This window comes from Pseudoalteromonas sp. 2CM28B (genome assembly GCF_023161935.1).
Map to the genome: position 1 here is coordinate 63,842 of NZ_JALNTH010000022.1, position 17,224 is coordinate 81,065.

Sequence of the window (17,224 nt, forward strand, 5' to 3'; positions counted from 1 at the left end):
TTTAATTTACGTACAGTCACACTAAATAAATAACAGCGAAAAAGATTATTACAATGAAATTAACAACCCTTGCGCTAACACTTAGTGTAGCGCTTAGCGGCCACGCATTGGCTAGCGATAAAAAAGAAGACAAAAAACCACCAACCCTAAGCGAAATGGTCGAAGGGCAAACCGAATTTTCAGGTATTTTTAATTTATACCAAGACCCAAAAACCGGTGAGCACTTAATGGTGATCACCGAATCGCAGCTTAATACCCCTTTTGTATACTTTGCCCATACAGTCGACGGTGTCACTGATGCTGGGCATTATCGCGGTGCCTATAGAGAAACCAAGCTTATTGAGTTTAGAAAATACTTTGACCGCATAGATATAGTTAGCAAAACCCCTCGCTATAAATTTGATCAAAACAGTGCCATTGCCAAAGCAAGCAATGCCAATATTAGCGAAGCCGTTTTAGCCAGCATTAAAATAGAAAAAGAAGAACAAGGAAAAATAGCCTTTAAGGTCAACAAGCTATTTTTAAGTGAGGCGCTACACAAGGTATCGCCAACGCCAAACCCAGCCGATAAAAAAGCTAAAAAACGCTTTAAAGTGGGTAAATTAAACAGCAAAAAGTCGCGTATTGTTAAGCAGCGTCCTTACCCAAATAACTTAGATGTGGTTGTAGATTACGTATTTAGTAATGCCAGCCCCACCGTGCGTGGTACAAGCGCAGTAAGCGACCCGCGCAATGTCTCTGTAAAGGTGCAGCACTCTTTTGTTGCATTACCAAAAAACGACTATAAACCACGTAAAGATGACGCGCGCATAGGCTATTTCACCAATCAATTTGATCTAATGACCTCGACCGATTGGGCACCGTATGAAGATGTTATTAAACGCTGGGACCTACAAAAGAAAAACCCTAGTGCTGAGCTTTCTGAGCCAGTAAAGCCAATTACCTGGTGGATAGAAAATACCACCCCAGTAGAGTGGCGCGACACAATACGCGATGCCGTACTTACCTGGAATAGCGCTTTTGAAAAAGCCGGTTTTAAAAACGCACTAGAAGTTAAAGTACAGCCCGATGACGCAACCTGGGATGCTGGTGATATTAACTACAACGTATTACGTTGGACATCATCACCTAAACCGCCATTTGGTGGCTACGGGCCGGCTCTTGCCAACCCGCTAACAGGTGAAATACTTGGCTCAGACATTATGCTTGAGTTTGTGTTTATGAAAAACCGCTGGATTTACGACACGCTTTACACACAAGGCACAATGAGCCACGGCGAAAACCTGCACACAAGTGGCGATTTAAATTGCTCACTAGGCCATGAAATTCAACAAAACCTATTACTTGCTAAAGGCTTAGCAACAGGTGCCTCGATTGATGACAATGAAATGATTCGCCAAGGTTTAACTCAGTTAATTCTTCATGAAGTAGGCCATACACTAGGCTTAAACCACAATATGAAATCGTCTATTTTGTGGGATGAAAAAGAGGTTCATGATAAAACCAAAACCCAAGGCATAGTTACAGGCTCAGTGATGGATTATGCGCCGGCCAACATAGCACCCATTGGTGTGCAGCAAGGCGATATTTTTCAAACCAAGCCAGGCCCTTATGACGACTGGGCTATAAACTATGGCTACAGCACAGCCCTTGAAGATGAAGCCGCAGAGCGCGCACGCCTAAATACTATATTAGCGCGCTCTAGCGAGCATACGCTTGCCTTTGGTAACGATGCCGACGACATGCGCGCACCGGGTCGCCATATAGACCCACGGGTAATGATAGGCGACCTTTCATCAAACCCTGCAGCCTATGGCGCCGACCGTATGGCGCTAATTAATAAGTTATTTACTGAGCTAAAAGATAAAGCCACAGTAAAGGGTGAGTCTTACCAACAACTGGTTACCTCAGCTAATAGTTTATTTGGCCAATACCGCTCGCAAGCGGGCATTGTTTCTCGCCAAATAGGTGGCGTATATGTTGAACGTGCAGTTGTGGGCGACAAGCATGCTGATAAACCCTTTACCCCAGTACCGCTTGAGCGCCAAACACAAGCAATGAACATACTTGCTAAATATGTATTTGCGCCAGATGTACTCACTAGCATGCAACCACTGTATAACTATTTACAGCAACAGCGTCGTGGTTTTAGCCATTATGGTAAAAATGAAGACCCTAAAGCGCACAAAATGATTTTAGGCATGCAAAAAACAGTACTTGCGCAATTGCTGCACCCTGCTGTTATGCTGCGTATTTCAGACACCGCGCTGTACGGTAACGAATATAGCCTAACGCAATTTATGGACGACCTAACTGCCAGTATTTTTGTTGATAGCAAAGAGAGCACGTCTGTTAGCCGCAATCTACAAATAGAGTATGTAAATCAGCTTATTGCTATTGCAGGCCTAGGCAAAGCCAGTAAACACGACAATTTGGCAAAAACTGCCGCGCTCTATCAGCTAACACAAATAGCTGATACAAGCGTAGGATGGGGAGCCGATACAGCAACTAAAGCGCATAAAAAGTATATTGATCACTTAATAGCTAAAGCGTTAGAAGCTTAATTAACTAAATCAAACAGGCCACGTAATACGTGGCCTGTTTATTTATAAATAAATTGTGCCTTTTAAATACCGCACAGCGTTACCGGTTAAGGTCACTGTATTTTCGCCTACTTCGCATTGTATAAAACCACCACGGCTTGAAGCCTGATACGCATTTAATTTATTTTTACCTAATTGCTGCGCCCAGTAAGGGGCAAGGCCGGTATGAATAGAGCCCGTAACAAAGTCTTCTTCGCCGCCACTTGCTGGCCAAAAATAACGAGACACAATATCGTACTCAGCAGAGCTCGCTGTGGCGACCACATCAAGTGGATATAAGGCTTTTAACAAATCAGACTCAGTGGTCAAATCATTAATTTGTTGAGCATTTTCGTATATAGCAAAATATGCTTGGCGATTTTTAAGCACCTTAACTGGTTGTATAGACAACCCTTTCAATAGCGCATCGGGTACCGCTTGTACTTCATCTGGCGCTTGTTTAGGAAAGGTCATAGCAAAACTGCCATCGCTATTTTTATTAACAATAAGCTCCCCTACAGCCGCGGCGTTAAAGCGCACTTGGCTAAGGTTGTGCTGCTCGCATAAAACATACGCGGCAGCGAGCGTAGCGTGGCCGCAAAAATCTATTTCCATTAATGGCGAAAACCACCGTATTGCAAAACTGCCATCTGCCAAAGGGCAAGTAAACGCAGTTTCAGAAACATTATTTTCAGCGCCAATATTAAGCATTAACTCATCACTAAGCCACGACTCAAGCGGGATCACAGCCGCGTAATTGCCTTTAAATAACTCGCTGGTAAACGCATCAATTTGATGGATGGTGAGTTGCATAGGTTCCCCCCTAAATTAGTTATAAACAAGCCGAAGGTAATACATCTTTAGGTACTGTCGTTTTATTTTCACCCACAGCTTGCATCCCTACAACAGGTTCATCAAAACCACATAACCATGCAATAGGACTTGTGGGGCTATTAGTAACGACTGCGGGTCTAAAAGTTAAAACTGTATTTTGCAAAGGCTGCGAGGCTTTATTCCCCAAGCTAATGTTAATTGCACCGTTTTCTATGGAAATACCTGTCACTCGATTTCCTATTAAATATTTACTTTCAGGCACGTTTGCTTGTTTATTATTTTTAGGAAACTCTCTGTTTTCAATGTAATACGTAGTTACGTCTTCTCTAATTACTGCGGCCATAGCAAGCGGATCAACAAGTTCAGCTTTTTGCATATATTTACTGTATTGAGGTAAAGCAACGGCCGCCAAAATACCAATAATAGAAATTACGACCATCAATTCAATTAGCGTAAATCCTTTTGACTTCATAACACTTCTCCTAGCATAAAAATTGGTTGATAAGCCGCTTTCACAAATAAGTAAATTGACACAACAATGACTAATCCATACAGAATAACTAGCTTATTTATAAAGCCTTTAGCCTGCAAATTAAATTGTTCCAGCAGCTGCTCAAGTAACACTTTAAACTCTTCATGAGTTTCGTAGCCTAACGAATCACACTTAGCCAAATGTTTAGTTTCGACTATTGCGGCGTTTTCATCCTCTTTGAAATTTACCGCAAAGTTAAGCGTTGTCATTAGGCGATCGTATTTCTTAATTAAACTGCGGGGAAGTAAAGCTTTTGATAAACCAATAAAAGGCTGCGAGTCGGTTAAAGCGCATGCATTTTTAATTTTAAAAATTACTATAAAAATAATGCTTTGCAGTAAAACCAATAGAATAATTGGCACATACCAATAAGAAAAGTAATCACCTAAGGTGTGCGCGGAAGAAGCCATATGATTGCTATATATCTCTACAAATGTAGGAACAACAAAAGACTGATATAAAAGCGAAGAAAAAACATAAATAAAAAAAACAGCAGTTAAATAGCTAAAAATGCCTTTGTGCTCAAATTTATACCCGCTAACTAGCTGCGGTACACATTGATAATGCAGGGCTTGTTTTTGCAAAATACCTGCATCTTGCAGGGCAAATTTTGCTGCAAGGCAATTGGCTAATTTACTGTCTGCGTATTTATTAGCATAAACGGCTAAATACGATTGTGTGGTTAGCTCTTCTTTTTGTGCGGCACTTAATGTTTTAGAACTATAGACACGGCAAATGTAGCCAAACTGATTCCAATTCATACTTTATCCTTTTATTTGATAAAGTAACTTGCCACATATTTAGCACAATATAAATAGAAGACGATTGTTTTTTAAGCCATTGCGGGGCGCATTTTATAATATTGCATACATGCAAATTGCACGGCATTTGTAAGTAGTAGCATAACAAACATTAAAATATGCGAGGTGCTGGGCATAGCACTGCTTAGCTCTACAAATAAGCCACAGGTACCTGCTACAAACTGCAAGCTAAAGTAGCGGGCGCTTAAATTGCTAATATTGCCACTGCGTAAGGTTTTGTACGTTTGCGGCATAACCCGCACTGAGCTCATTACCAGCCCTACGTATGTAAGGGCGTTGAGCACCGATGATGTTTCTAAGCTTTTATTTAACAGCAATAAAAAAGGTAATAACGAAAAGCCAAGCATAGCCACAAGCTGTATACGTTCTGCTTTTGCGGCGTTATAGCGTGCAAAGTAATATAAAATTAAGCCACTTAGCGCCCCAGTTACAAAAAATGGTAAAGCAATAAAGTAGCGTTCAAAATAAATATTGTAGGTAATAAAGTAGAGGCTTTGCGCTAAACCAAAGGTCATCATTAATAGTGATAACCCCGACACACTGCGATTCTTTCTAATTTTGCTCAATAGCGGTAAAAAGCTAAAAACTAAAATAAAAGCCGACAAAATAGGTAGATAGTGCGCCAAAACAACCTCGCTCGTTACTTAAATGTTAATATAAAACCCGCCTGAAACAATAAATAAACATATGTTTTTAAAAGGGTTTTAAAGTGAGCGCGCATTGTAATGATGAATACATTTTACTCAACAAATTAGCGTAAACCTATATTAGGCACTGGCAAGATAGCTGTACAAAAAGCGTTACTTTAAGTGAACACCAGAGCCTCTTTGCATTTAAAAGTTACCAACCTTACACCACAGCTTAAACACATTTTACTCTAGAGATCGGCTCGCTCTAAAACAATTATTGTGCATTCATCGCACAACTATGAAATAGAACTGATAATTGTTATCATACGCAGGTCCGTGGCAATTACACAAAAAATAAACTATGAGAAAAACACTTTTTAAAATTCACAGCTGGGTAGCCCTTATAGCGCTTATTCCGCTGCTTGTTATCAGTATAACTGGTAGCGTTTTGGTATTTAAAAGCGAGATTGACGGCTTACTAATGCCAGACAGTCACTTTGTTGTACAACAACAAGCCAACCGCTTACCTATTGATACACTTATAACAAAAACTCAAAAAACCTACCCTGAGTATGTCGTAGGTAGCTGGGAAATATTTAACGATGATACTGCTGATCGGGTTTATTTAATTAAACGCGGTACAGAGGACTGGTATAAATTTCATTTAGATCAATACACGGGCAATATTTTATCGGAGCCAGTAGGCACTAGCCATTACTTTACCGACTGGTTTTTAGACTTGCATTACACCTTTTTACTTAACGATTTAAAAAGCTTACCAGGGCAAACTGGCACTGTTTTAGGGTTCTTTTTTGCGGTGTTTTTTTTAGTACTGGGTATTACAGGTCTTATTATTTATCGTAAGTTTTGGCAGCGGTTATTTAGCGTACGCTGGCGTGCAACTCTGCAAATAGTACTTAGCGACATTCATAAAATGACCGGTGTAATTGGCTCGCCAATTATTATAATTTTAGCCATCACCGGCGGCTACTTTAATGGCGCGGTGTGGTATCACGAAGTAATTGAACACGCAGAAGAAGAGCACTTTGTATTAACTAAAAATTTATACAATGAAGAGATTTCTTTTCAGCACGTACTTGATGACAGCCAAAAGCAAATACCCACCTTTAATGGTACGTTTTTAGTAATGCCGCTTGAGCCAGACGAAAACATAACGTTATTTGGTGAGGTTGATACCAGCAACCCGCTTGCCAGTGAATATGCCAATACCGTGACTTACAATAAGCTAACGGGCGAGCATATGGCTAACTGGGACATTCGCGAAGTGGGTGTAGGTTGGCAAGTAATTGATAGCTTTAGAAAACTACACTTTGGTTATTTTGCAGGGCTCATTAGTAAAATAATTTGGTGTGTTATTGGTTTAAGCCCCGTTTGGCTTGGCGGTACTGGCTTTTATTTATGGTTTACTCGCCGTAAGCGTAAAAAACAGTCTCAAAAAAACCGCTTAAGTAAACACCGCACTGTAAGTGCTTGATTAAAAAATCACCTCACTGTAATGTTAAAAATCACAGTGAGGTGATATATGAAATATTTAGTTTTTACACTTAGTTTATTGCTAACTGCTTGCAGTAGCACCCCGCCCGAAGCGCCAATTAAAAAAGTACAACTTACCCATATAATAAATCACTCGCTGTTCGAGCAGGTTAAAACACCTAGCGAGCACAGTATTTTTGAGCTGTCGGAGCCTGAAAAAAGCGCGTTTTTAGCCTACGCACACTCACGTTTAAGCAATGTTCGCGCTGATGAAATTATTTTTAATTACCTGCAAAACCAGCTCACCAACTTTAAGTATGATGGCGCCACCCTCACAGCCCAACAAGCGATTGAACGCTCAGAAGGTAACTGCATTAGTTTAGCCATACTTACGCAAAGCTATGCGCAGCTTTTAAATCTCGAAACCAGCTTTCAAGAAATGACGAGCGAACCTGTGTATGCCAAAGAAGGCAATGTAATTTATGTTGCTAACCACTTTAGAACGAAAATTTACGCCCCAAAAAAAGAAACAGATGAAGATATTATTGTAATAATTCGCGCAGGCACGTTAATTGATTACTTCCCCACACGCGGCAGCTTTTATTCAGGCAGCGCTACGTATAACGATTTACTCTCTAATTTTTATAGCAACTTAGCCGCCACGGCACTAGCCGAAAACAATCTCAATAAGGCTTACTCTTTAATTATGCAAGCCAACCGCTTTACCCCAAACGATGCAGAGCTGTTTAATATAGCCGGCGTGCTGCACCGCCGTGCAGGCGATTTAAAAAGCGCTCACATGATTTACCAAACCGCGCTTGATAGAAACGATATAAGTATAAATTTAATTAATAACTATCGAATATTAGCAAAAGAGCTGGGAGATAAAACACTAGAAAAACGCCTTACAAGCCAGCTTGTTGATAAAGAAAAAGATCCCTACGAGCTACTCGTTATTGCTAAAAATAACTTACATCAGGGCAAGGTCACTCAAGCTAAAAAACAACTCGAACTTGCCATTGCAAAAGCCCCTTATATATCGGAGCTCTATTTAGAGCTGGCTAAAATTCGCTACCAACAAGGTAACACAGCGCAAACACAAAGCTTGCTTGAAAAAGCCATCCAGTATGAGCGCAATAAAGAAAGGCTAAACGTATATCAAGCTAAGCTTGCGTCGCTAAACAAGCACAATTAACCACCTTTATTTTAAATTAGTTTAAACGCGGCTTTTGCTAATGCACTTATTACACAAGTGCATTAGCGTGTTATAGCAATTTACTTAAAGCGAGTAGTAAAAGCTAAACCAGCCGCGCATTTCATCCTCAAAGCTATCGCCTTCTACGCGGGATAATCCCATATTAAAGGTTAAATCGTTCACACCGACTGGGCCTAATCCAAAGCTAAAATTGCCTTGATACTTTAAACCATAACTTTGTGCGTATACCGCATCATCTACCTGATGCTGTTTGTAATAAAGCCATGGCATGCCTTCTTTAAAACTAAAACCACCGCCATAACCCATGTAGCGCTCAGCAGTTGTGCTATAAAATGGCAGCTCTGATGAAAGCACAAACTCACTATTTTGGTGCTCGCTAATTAGGTTTGAGTTAAACCCGCCTAGCGCTAAGCTGCTATCATCGCGCTGCTTTTGAGTAAAATTAATATAAAGCGGCACATCAAACGCTTTACCAAATACTTTGGCCGCTAAATCATAGCCATCCCAATTATTGTTTTTACTGCTGCCATCGTAATACTGGGCATTAACACTTTGCCCTATAGCAAATGCTTGGCGGTCGTACTGCCAGCTTTGTGTAATGCCTATACGTGCCCATTTATTATAGTCTTGCTTATAATCGGTATAGTTATAAGCCAGCTCTGGCGTTATGCTAAACGCCGCGTATTTAATCGGGTAACTTAAGGCTGCAAAACCACCTCGTGCAGATACATCTGCATTTTCGCTCGCTTGGTATTGTTTTGCGGTATTTAAATCATAATCAAATACACTCAATTTAAGCTTAACTGGCAGTGCATTGTATTTTGCCTGGGCGTATCCGCCATGCAAAGCATCATCATTTAAATCAACACTATAGCCCGCTTGAAGGTCTAACTGTTTAAGTAAGTCACTACTTTTAATATTTATATTTAAAGCACTTGAAGCGGCCGAGTAATACTGTGCGCCTAGCGCTAGGCTCGCATGCTGATCAAGCACATCGTAGCTGCTTTGTTTACCTACATTTTCGCTATATATTTTTGCTTTAGGCAAAGTGTACTGATCAACCAAAAGCAGTGGCGCGCTATTATCAAGTGCTAAATCAGTGATTATTTCACCCTCTAGCGTACTCGGTAGTCGCTTTACATTAGGCCCATCAGCAGTAATAGATAAATAAAGTAATGCTCCTTCGTTTGTTTCTAGCGGGTGGGCAACGGCTTCTTGGCCCTGGGTAAATTTAGTTAATGTGCTACTTGCAATATGGTAGCTATAAATATCAGTTGAGCCTTTTAAGCCGGCTACAAAGTAAATTTTTTCTCCGTTTTTACTAAAGCTGGGTTGGCTAAGGTATTGATACCCATTTGGCATAGGCACGGCTTGGCGAGTATTATTGGCAACGTCTTGTATATACAATTGCCAATTCTCATTTAAATTGGCTGATACATAAGCTAATTGGGTTTCATCAGGGCTAAAAGTTGGGTAGTCGTAAGCTGTTTTTAAGCTTTTAGTAAATAAAGGGGTAATGGTTTGTGTTGTTAAGTCTACTTTTACTAATTCTGAGTAGCCACCACGTACTTGCTCGGCGTAAAGGGTTTCTCCATTGTTTGTAACACTAAAGCGGCGTAAGCCAGCAAGTTTAGTTAACTGCTCAACTTTTCCGGTTTCGGTGTTATAACTAAAAATATCAGACACTTTGTTATAAATACCCGTCTCTTCACGTGTATAAGCATTAAAGTAAAGTGTACTGTTATTTACCCATTGTGGATTAGCAATTCCCGCTCTGTTTATTTGATTTAATACGTGCTTTTTCTCACGTTTAAATACACTCGGGGCGTTATCGGGTATATCCAATGCATCGTTTTCTAATAGCGCTTTTTGTGCTTTTGTAAATTCATCTTCAGCTTTAGTATTATCCTGCGTACTATAAATAATAAGCTTAGTTTTTTTATCTTTATCGCGCTCAACAATCGCAAGTTTACTGCCATCTTTTGAAAGCGCAGGGTTGCTTGCGTATAAGTTAAGCTTTAACCACAGCTCGCTGTTAAGCGCAGGCTCATGCTGTTCTTTTGCCATCGCTTTATAGGTATATTGTGCAATAAAGCGGCCATATAACTTAGCCGCACTTTGGCCAAATATCCCAGTAAAGGCCTCGTTAAAATCACGCTTTTTAACTGCCTGCATACGTGTCCAAACGGCATCGAGCATTTGCGCTGAATAAGTTTGCTCTAGCCAATTTAAAAACCGGCTGCCCATTAAGTACGCCATAGAGCCAGCCATAAAACCGCCCTCTGTATCGCTTAGCTGGCTATAGCTAGGCAATGCCCCCTGCTGAGCAAACTCAATTAGCATTGACTCAGTGTAGTTATCAAATAGTCGCCCTCGGCCCGTCATTTTTGACTCAAGTAAGGTTGCATAACCTTCGGCTACCCAGCGCGGCATATCACTGTAAGTTAAGTCGTAAATATCCCACACACCCCGTATTTTTTGCTGCCACGTGTTGCGTGTGGGCTGCGCTAAATGCACTAAGTGAATATATTCGTGCAATATCAGCAATTGCTGCCAGCCACTAATGTTAGAAACCACCGTATCTGATTGCGGGGGCGTGGTAAAAAGGGCCATTAAAGGATTATTAGAAGTAGGTAAAGCAAAGCCGTTGGGCGCATTTAGGGGATCAAACACCACCACATCAACTACTTTATCGAGCGCTCGGTTTTGCTGCTCAAGCACTTTGGTGCGCACTATTTCAAGTTCGACCGCTGTCGATTTAGCATAATCGGCGTTTTCGGTGCTGTAATGCACATTAAAGTGCTCGGTATGAATAGTTTGCCAATCAGCAGCTAAGGTAGGTGTGGCTAATAACAAAGAGGCAGCGATGAGTGATTTTTTCATAATAATCCTTTAAATGATTGATACCACTTAGAGTATTATTAAACCAACTAATGTTGCAGTAAAAAAATGTAACAAAGCTTATGAAAGTGTATAATTTATAAGCTTTTAAATTTAGCAATGCCTTGTTTTACATGAAAAATCAATAACGCCGTTAACGCTTTATTTGGCAACCTAAAAAGGCTAAATATGTAAGTCGATTGGTATAACTACATCCAGTTGCGCTGCGTTGACTCCGCCTGATAAAGAGTAAAATCAATTATGTAATCAGCATCTTGCTGCTTTATATAGGGCATAAAGGCAAACCCTGATGCAAGTTGTATATACAGGCTTTTAAGCCCTGCGCGGCGCATAAAGTAGGTACTAATACTGCGTGCACTTTGTGCTTTATACAGTTCAAACACACGGTAATGCACACCTATCATACCTTTGCGTACCACCATGTAAAAACGGCCGCTGTCTTCATGCAAATAATAGCCATAACGCTGATAAGCAAGCGTTACTAATCCCGCTAAAATAAGTAATACTCCCAAGCTAAGCCAGGCATTAAAGTCGCCTAAATAACAACCTAACAGCACAATAGCGCTTGGAATTAAGGCATAAAAGCTCAAGTTTTTATAAAGTAAGGCACGTTCTGCGCCGTTAAACTGCAATTTTTTGCTATTAAACCACGGGTAAATCCATTGGCAAACGCTATCTACTTGCTCGCTATTTAAAACGGGTAACACTAAGGTTTGTTTATTTTTTTTAGCAGCCACGCCCGCCGCTATCCCCCCGCTACTAGCTTGTAAGCACTCAACGGTAAAACGCTTTAGTAACCGCCCCATTAGGTTTTGTTTTATAACTATAGATTGCACTTTATCCATGCTCATAGACAACTGATGGCGCTCTAATAAGCCGGCAATACGTTTAAATTTTTGGCCTTTAAAGTAAAGCTCAAAGTTATAAAAACGAATAAGCGACATACCTACCGACAACATCACAGCCGTTAAAACAAGCAAAGCAATAAGCGTTATCATGGCAAAGGTTGCAGCACTTGCCAGTAAACCAAGCTCTTGCTGATAAAACCCCTCTACCTTAGCAATAATTTGCTGCTCTAAAAAATCAACCAACACATTTATAAAAGGCGCAATAGCGGCCATTGCTAATATAGCCATATTAGACATTAAGCCAAATTTAGCGATTTCTTTATTACTGATACGTAAGCTATTTTCTGCTTCAAAATGCTCGCTTGAGGGTGTTTGCTCGTCGGGTTGCTGCTGCGCTTTAAAGGCAAAAATTTGTTTACGCATTTGCTGTGCATAGGATTTGGTAACACCTGGCAATACCGCCTCTTGGGTTACGCTGCCTGCGGCATCAAAAATACAATTAACCAAATTAACGGGCGTAAAATAAAAGGGCTCTGCAATATTAACGTTTTGCACGCGCGAAAATTTTAGCGTTAGGCGCTCTTTTTTAAACACCCCTTTGTTAAGCAAAATTTCGTGATCGTCGCTAATGCAAAACTTAAAATTTATGTAATATAAAATTGAATATATTAGCAGTGTCACTATCGCAATAGCACCTGCAACTTGCGCCCAAAACAGCTTGTTTTCTACTTGTGTTACAAACACCACAAGCATAGGCAGCAGGTTTAAAAGCCCGTCTTTTACAAAGCGCACACTAAAATACACCACAAAATACAACACCGCCCAAGGCGATACTTTTTGCCAATGTAGTGAGCTACTTTGCTCCTGGCTAATGGTATTACTCATTTGCTAATTCAACCTGCGCGGGTGTGTCGTCTTGGCGATAATTTTGTACAAATTGGCGTATGTTTTTGCACTGCGCGTGGGTTAAGCCACTTATTTGTAAATCAGCACTGACCCCGCCGGCACTAAATAACTTTAAGCTGGCTAACTTTAGTTTTCGCTCAATGGGGCCTTGGTGAATTTCCATATGCTGTACGCGCGCGAGGGGCAAAATCGTTATTTGCTGCCAAATAACCCCTTTTTTAAAGGCAATATCGTGATTGCGCAGCGCAAAGCCCTGCAGCTTAATACTCAGGGCGTTATAAAGCATTGAAACCAATATTAAAATAGGCACGCCTATCAGCAAGTAGGTTTGTGCTTTGTTAGCAAACGCTTCGTTAAAGTAACAAACAGCAAACAGTACCGCGCAAAAAGGAATGTAAAACGCCAGCCAATTAAGTTGCACGTGTAGTAACGCTTTATCGGCCAAGGGATTGAGCTGTATTTCGCTATGCTTTGGTAAATCCATTACTTGCTGATTATCAAACACGATTTTAAGTACCTTTCCTATTTACTGACTGTTAAGCCCAGCTGATTGTAGTAACTAACGTATGGCTTTGTTTAGGCTCAAGTGTCACGTTATCTTCTAACACATTGGCGGCTTCTAAACACACCATGCTCAGGTATTCATCGTCAGCAAAATTAGATAAACGCTTAGATTTTTCTATCCATGGGTTCCACAGCACACACGAGCTTGAGTTCTCGCGGCTTACATTAATAATCCCATCTGGGGTGTGAATGTGCTGCTGCTTAGCGGCCTGGGTATAAACCATATCGGTTTCGCGGGTAAACTTCACTGGCGCGTTTTGCGCAAACGGCCCTTCGCCAAACTCAATATATTGCGCGCCTTGTAAACCTTCTACATGGGTGTGATTTATATCTGAGGTAGGAAAATAGCTGTGCAAAGCCTGCGTATAGCTAAAAGGGCTATTACTTAAATTAGTGGTTGTTAAACGCACCTGTAATTGCTCGCTCAAAACAAACTCAACCTTTAACGCCGATTGATGCGGCCAATACGTTGGGTTAACTAATTTCATGGGTAAGTTTAAGCTAATTGTAATGTGCTCATCATCTTCATGCACAGCATCAGCTTGCCATAAACTGGTACGTGCAAAGCCGTGTGCTGGCCAATCTTGGTTTTCATGATTACCAAACCAAGGCCAACAAATAGGAATACCACCGCGAATGCTCACCCCTTCTTGAAACGACTCGTTTTTAGAGATCCAAATAAGTGGCTTGTTATTTTTTGGAATAAACTCGGTAATTTGCCCGCCTTGCAAAAATATTTTTGCATCACACTTTGAGCTCGCAACTTTTATAAACTCTAGGCCGGTTTCGCTTTGTTCAATGCTAACTGATGGCGATAATTTCATGTTTTTCCCTACAATGCTGATATTAAAGATTTTTAACATGTGCATATAAACAATAATGCATGTGCAAAGTATACGCTATACTCACTAAACATTGCGTGCATAATTTGTTCATTGGCGATTAATACATACACAGCTAACTTACAAACAATTACCAATTAATAACAGCTGTTATAAATAACGTTAATGCGTATAAATATTGGCCATGCTTTAAGGCAGTAAAACCGCGGCTAAGCTTAGGCAAACGCATGTTAAATTTATTAAGGTATTAATGCAGGTGGGTATAATACTAAAGTCTAAACCATAAGACTTGCCAATCATTCACAACATACGTAGTGTGCGCACCACAATGCAAACAATATGCTAATAACATTTAATAAGTTTTAAACAAAATTATACTATTTTAGTTTCTGCTCAAACTAATAAAAACCAATAAACAGGGGCTAAAGCTTAATTTATTATTTGAATTCAATTTATTTGATGTGTAACATTTCGCGATTACGGCACACCTTTGGCCCATCGACGAGATAAGCAAATGCAAAAATATGACGAATTATTAGTTTCTTTACGTAAAGTAATCCGCGCGATTGACTTACATTCTAAGCAGCTAAATAAAACATCAGGTTTAACAGGCCCACAATTGCTTATAATGCAAGAAGTAGCGCACACCGATGGAATAACAGCAAGCCGTATCGCTCAGAATGTTAACTTAAGCCCGGCTACTGTAACTAATATTCTTGATAGAATAGAAAGCAGAAACCTTGTAACACGCGTTCGTAGTCAAATGGATAAACGCCGAGTGAGCTTATACCTCACCGAGCAAGGGAAAGAGTTACTAGAAAAAGCACCTCAGCCACTGCAAGAACACTTTATTGAAAAGTTTTCTGCACTTGCAGAGTGGGAGCAAAGTTTATTGCTTTCATCTATGCAACGCGTTGCAGCAATGATGGATGCTGATAAGTTAGACGCATCACCTCTATTAGAGGTAGGCGCGTTAACTCAAACACCAAATAAATAAAAAAAATAAAAAATAAATTTAAATTAGTTCTTACATCATTCGTAAGGGGCTTTTGGGCACCTTGAATTTTTTTATTTTTTAATCAAAACCTGAGCATCAACAATGACTAAACTCTCAAAATTAACGCTAGCACTAATGCTTGGCGGTGCAGCAAGCACTGCTCATGCAGCCGATCTCGACACACTGCAAAGCCAATTAAAGCAGCTTAAGCAACAAATGCAGTTGCTTGAACAGCAGCTTGCTGATGAAAAATCAAAGCAAAGCCAAATCAACAAGCAACACGAACAACAAGTTGCCGAGATCAGTAAAAAGGCCGACAACAAAGAAGTTGTTGTTGCCGCCGCTGCGCCTGAACAAGAAGATGAAGGCATTAAAATTGGCGGTGCCGTACGTTTTAACTACAGCACAAACACCTACGATGAAGACACGCAAGACCGTGGCGGCGATTTAGACTTTGAAGTATTTCGCCTTAACTTATCGGGTGAAATTAGCGATATTTCTGTAAATGGTGATTTTCGTTTTTACGATTACATGACCATTGTTAAGTATGCATACTTAGGTTACGAATTTACAGATGGCTGGGAAGCGCAAGCCGGTATTGCACCTGTACCGTTTGGTAACGGCCCATACAACTCACACAGCTACTTTTTTAGCACCAACTACTACGTTGGCCTAGAAGATGACTTTGATTTAGGTGTAACAGTAAACCGTAAACTTAAAGACAACTGGAAACTAGACCTCGGCTTTTTCAAAAATGATGAAGTAGGCGGCGTTGATGGCAGCTCAGAAGTTAACGAACGTTACTCTTACGATATTGTTGGTAGCCGTGCAACAACCGAAGGCACTTACGACGCACCAGGTTCACGCCTTGGTGAGTACAACACTTTTGCTGGCCGTACAGTGTATCAAATTGAGCACAGTGAAAACGCTAAAACCGATATTGGCGTATCACTACTAAGCGGTGGTTTGCACGACGGTAACGACCGTGCAGGTAACTACGGCGCATGGGCGTTTCATGTAAATAGCCAAATTAACAACTGGAATATTCAATTTCAGCACGGCGAGTACGACTACGACCTAGACGACAACAGCAACCGCTTTGTAGTTGGCGCGTTTGATTACTACGATACCGTATCAAGCGAAGCAACCATGACCAACTTTAACGTAGCTTACGACCTATCGCTTGATTGGGGCCCAGTAACAGGCGTTCAATTTTACAACGATTACGGCATTATTTACGACAAGTCTGACGACAGCCCAGATACGTGGATGAACGTTACAGGCATGAGCGTATCGGCCGGTGCATTATTTACTTACTTTGACTTTATTCAAGCACGTAACCAGCCATTTATTGGTGGCTCTGTTGCAGGTGATGGCGACACAGAACGTCGCTTTAACATCAACGTAGGTTACTACTTCTAAATAAGTAAAACATATTTAGTATTTTAAAAGGGCAGACTTAGTTTGCCCTTTTTTGCGTTTATAGGGTTCGATTTTATAACTATTTGGCCTACAATCCTAACTAACAGCCATTACTTAAAGAGCCTAAGTGAATATAAAAGCAGTATTTATTTGTTATAAAAACTTATGGCTTAAAGCACTTGGGTTATTGTTAGTGGCTCTTGGTATTATTGGTATTGTGCTGCCGGTTATGCCTACCACCATTTTTTTTATTCTTGCGCTTACCTGCTTTACTCGCTCATCACCAGCGCTTGAACACTGGCTACTTAGCCACCCTCGTTACGGCGTTACCTTACAACAATGGCAAGCGCATAAAGTAGTGCCTGTAAAAGCAAAATGCTACGCCGCGATTGGTATGCTAATTGGTTTTGTATTTTTGCTTTACTCAAACGCCCCTGTTTGGGTTATTTACCTTGTTGGCGTAATTGAAATAGCCGTTATGATTTACCTAATTTTAAGGCCCTCGCACCCACCAAGCGCTAAATAACCGCCCTTTTTTGCATGCACACACCGTTTAGCCAAAAATTTAATGTAAAGTTAAGTAAGTAAATTTGTAATAGTTAATGCAAATGATTATCATGTTCTAAATTTAATTTA

14 protein-coding genes are annotated in these 17,224 nt (G+C 40.5%); 6 read left to right on the forward strand and 8 right to left on the reverse strand.

Annotated features, from left to right (window positions below; all coding sequences use genetic code 11):
- Positions 1-53 precede the first annotated feature (53 nt).
- Positions 54-2,564 carry a zinc-dependent metalloprotease gene (locus MTN96_RS23405; protein ID WP_248443761.1) on the forward strand — a complete coding sequence of 837 codons (2,511 nt, stop codon included), beginning with the start codon at positions 54-56 and terminating at the stop codon, positions 2,562-2,564.
- Between the two features lie 42 nt (positions 2,565-2,606).
- On the opposite strand, the gene MTN96_RS23410 is transcribed toward MTN96_RS23405, so the two are convergent.
- The 4 genes from MTN96_RS23410 to MTN96_RS23425 form a co-directional block, all read right to left on the reverse strand.
- Complete coding sequence (locus MTN96_RS23410) at positions 2,607-3,395, reverse strand: PhzF family phenazine biosynthesis protein (RefSeq protein WP_248443762.1); 789 nt, start codon at positions 3,393-3,395, stop codon at positions 2,607-2,609.
- Positions 3,396-3,414: 19 nt separating this feature from the next.
- On the reverse strand, positions 3,415-3,888 hold the full coding sequence (locus MTN96_RS23415) for a pilin (RefSeq protein ID WP_004586002.1): 474 nt from the start codon (positions 3,886-3,888) through the stop codon (positions 3,415-3,417).
- Positions 3,885-4,709 (reverse strand): hypothetical protein, encoded by an 825-nt coding sequence (locus MTN96_RS23420; RefSeq protein WP_138577363.1) that lies wholly within the window; start codon positions 4,707-4,709, stop codon positions 3,885-3,887. The genes MTN96_RS23415 and MTN96_RS23420 overlap by 4 nt, the downstream gene beginning before the upstream one ends.
- A 71-nt stretch (positions 4,710-4,780) precedes the next feature.
- Positions 4,781-5,395 carry a PQ-loop domain-containing transporter gene (locus MTN96_RS23425; RefSeq protein WP_029773076.1) on the reverse strand — a complete coding sequence of 205 codons (615 nt, stop codon included), beginning with the start codon at positions 5,393-5,395 and terminating at the stop codon, positions 4,781-4,783.
- Between the two features lie 364 nt (positions 5,396-5,759).
- On the opposite strand from MTN96_RS23425, the gene MTN96_RS23430 reads away from it, so the two are divergent.
- On the forward strand, positions 5,760-6,893 hold the full coding sequence (locus MTN96_RS23430) for a PepSY domain-containing protein (protein ID WP_024033989.1): 1,134 nt from the start codon (positions 5,760-5,762) through the stop codon (positions 6,891-6,893).
- Between the two features lie 48 nt (positions 6,894-6,941).
- On the forward strand, positions 6,942-8,087 hold the full coding sequence (locus MTN96_RS23435) for a lipopolysaccharide assembly protein LapB (RefSeq protein ID WP_055255440.1): 1,146 nt from the start codon (positions 6,942-6,944) through the stop codon (positions 8,085-8,087).
- Positions 8,088-8,171: 84 nt separating this feature from the next.
- Here the strand turns inward: MTN96_RS23435 and MTN96_RS23440 are convergent, their stop codons facing one another.
- The 4 genes from MTN96_RS23440 to MTN96_RS23455 form a co-directional block, all read right to left on the reverse strand.
- Positions 8,172-10,991, reverse strand: coding sequence for a hypothetical protein (locus tag MTN96_RS23440; protein WP_248443763.1), 2,820 nt, complete (start codon positions 10,989-10,991; stop codon positions 8,172-8,174).
- A gap of 206 nt (positions 10,992-11,197) precedes the next feature.
- Positions 11,198-12,742: a PH domain-containing protein gene (locus MTN96_RS23445; RefSeq protein ID WP_248532855.1), complete on the reverse strand. Its 1,545-nt coding sequence runs from the start codon at positions 12,740-12,742 to the stop codon at positions 11,198-11,200.
- On the reverse strand, positions 12,735-13,268 hold the full coding sequence (locus MTN96_RS23450; RefSeq protein ID WP_248532856.1) for a PH domain-containing protein: 534 nt from the start codon (positions 13,266-13,268) through the stop codon (positions 12,735-12,737). The genes MTN96_RS23445 and MTN96_RS23450 overlap by 8 nt, the downstream gene beginning before the upstream one ends.
- Positions 13,269-13,299: 31 nt before the next feature.
- A complete protein-coding gene (locus MTN96_RS23455) occupies positions 13,300-14,151 on the reverse strand; it encodes a D-hexose-6-phosphate mutarotase (RefSeq protein ID WP_096740330.1) in 852 nt (283 codons plus the stop codon).
- 532 nt (positions 14,152-14,683) lie between these two features.
- On the opposite strand from MTN96_RS23455, the gene MTN96_RS23460 reads away from it, so the two are divergent.
- The 3 genes from MTN96_RS23460 to MTN96_RS23470 all read left to right on the forward strand — a co-directional run bounded on the left by MTN96_RS23460 (position 14,684) and on the right by MTN96_RS23470 (position 17,114).
- Entirely contained in the window at positions 14,684-15,166 is a 483-nt protein-coding gene (locus MTN96_RS23460; protein ID WP_004586011.1) for a MarR family winged helix-turn-helix transcriptional regulator, read from the forward strand.
- A gap of 102 nt (positions 15,167-15,268) precedes the next feature.
- Complete coding sequence (locus MTN96_RS23465) at positions 15,269-16,588, forward strand: hypothetical protein (protein WP_024033996.1); 1,320 nt, start codon at positions 15,269-15,271, stop codon at positions 16,586-16,588.
- 127 nt (positions 16,589-16,715) lie between these two features.
- On the forward strand, positions 16,716-17,114 hold the full coding sequence (locus tag MTN96_RS23470; RefSeq protein WP_096740331.1) for a YbaN family protein: 399 nt from the start codon (positions 16,716-16,718) through the stop codon (positions 17,112-17,114).
- Positions 17,115-17,224 lie beyond the last annotated feature (110 nt).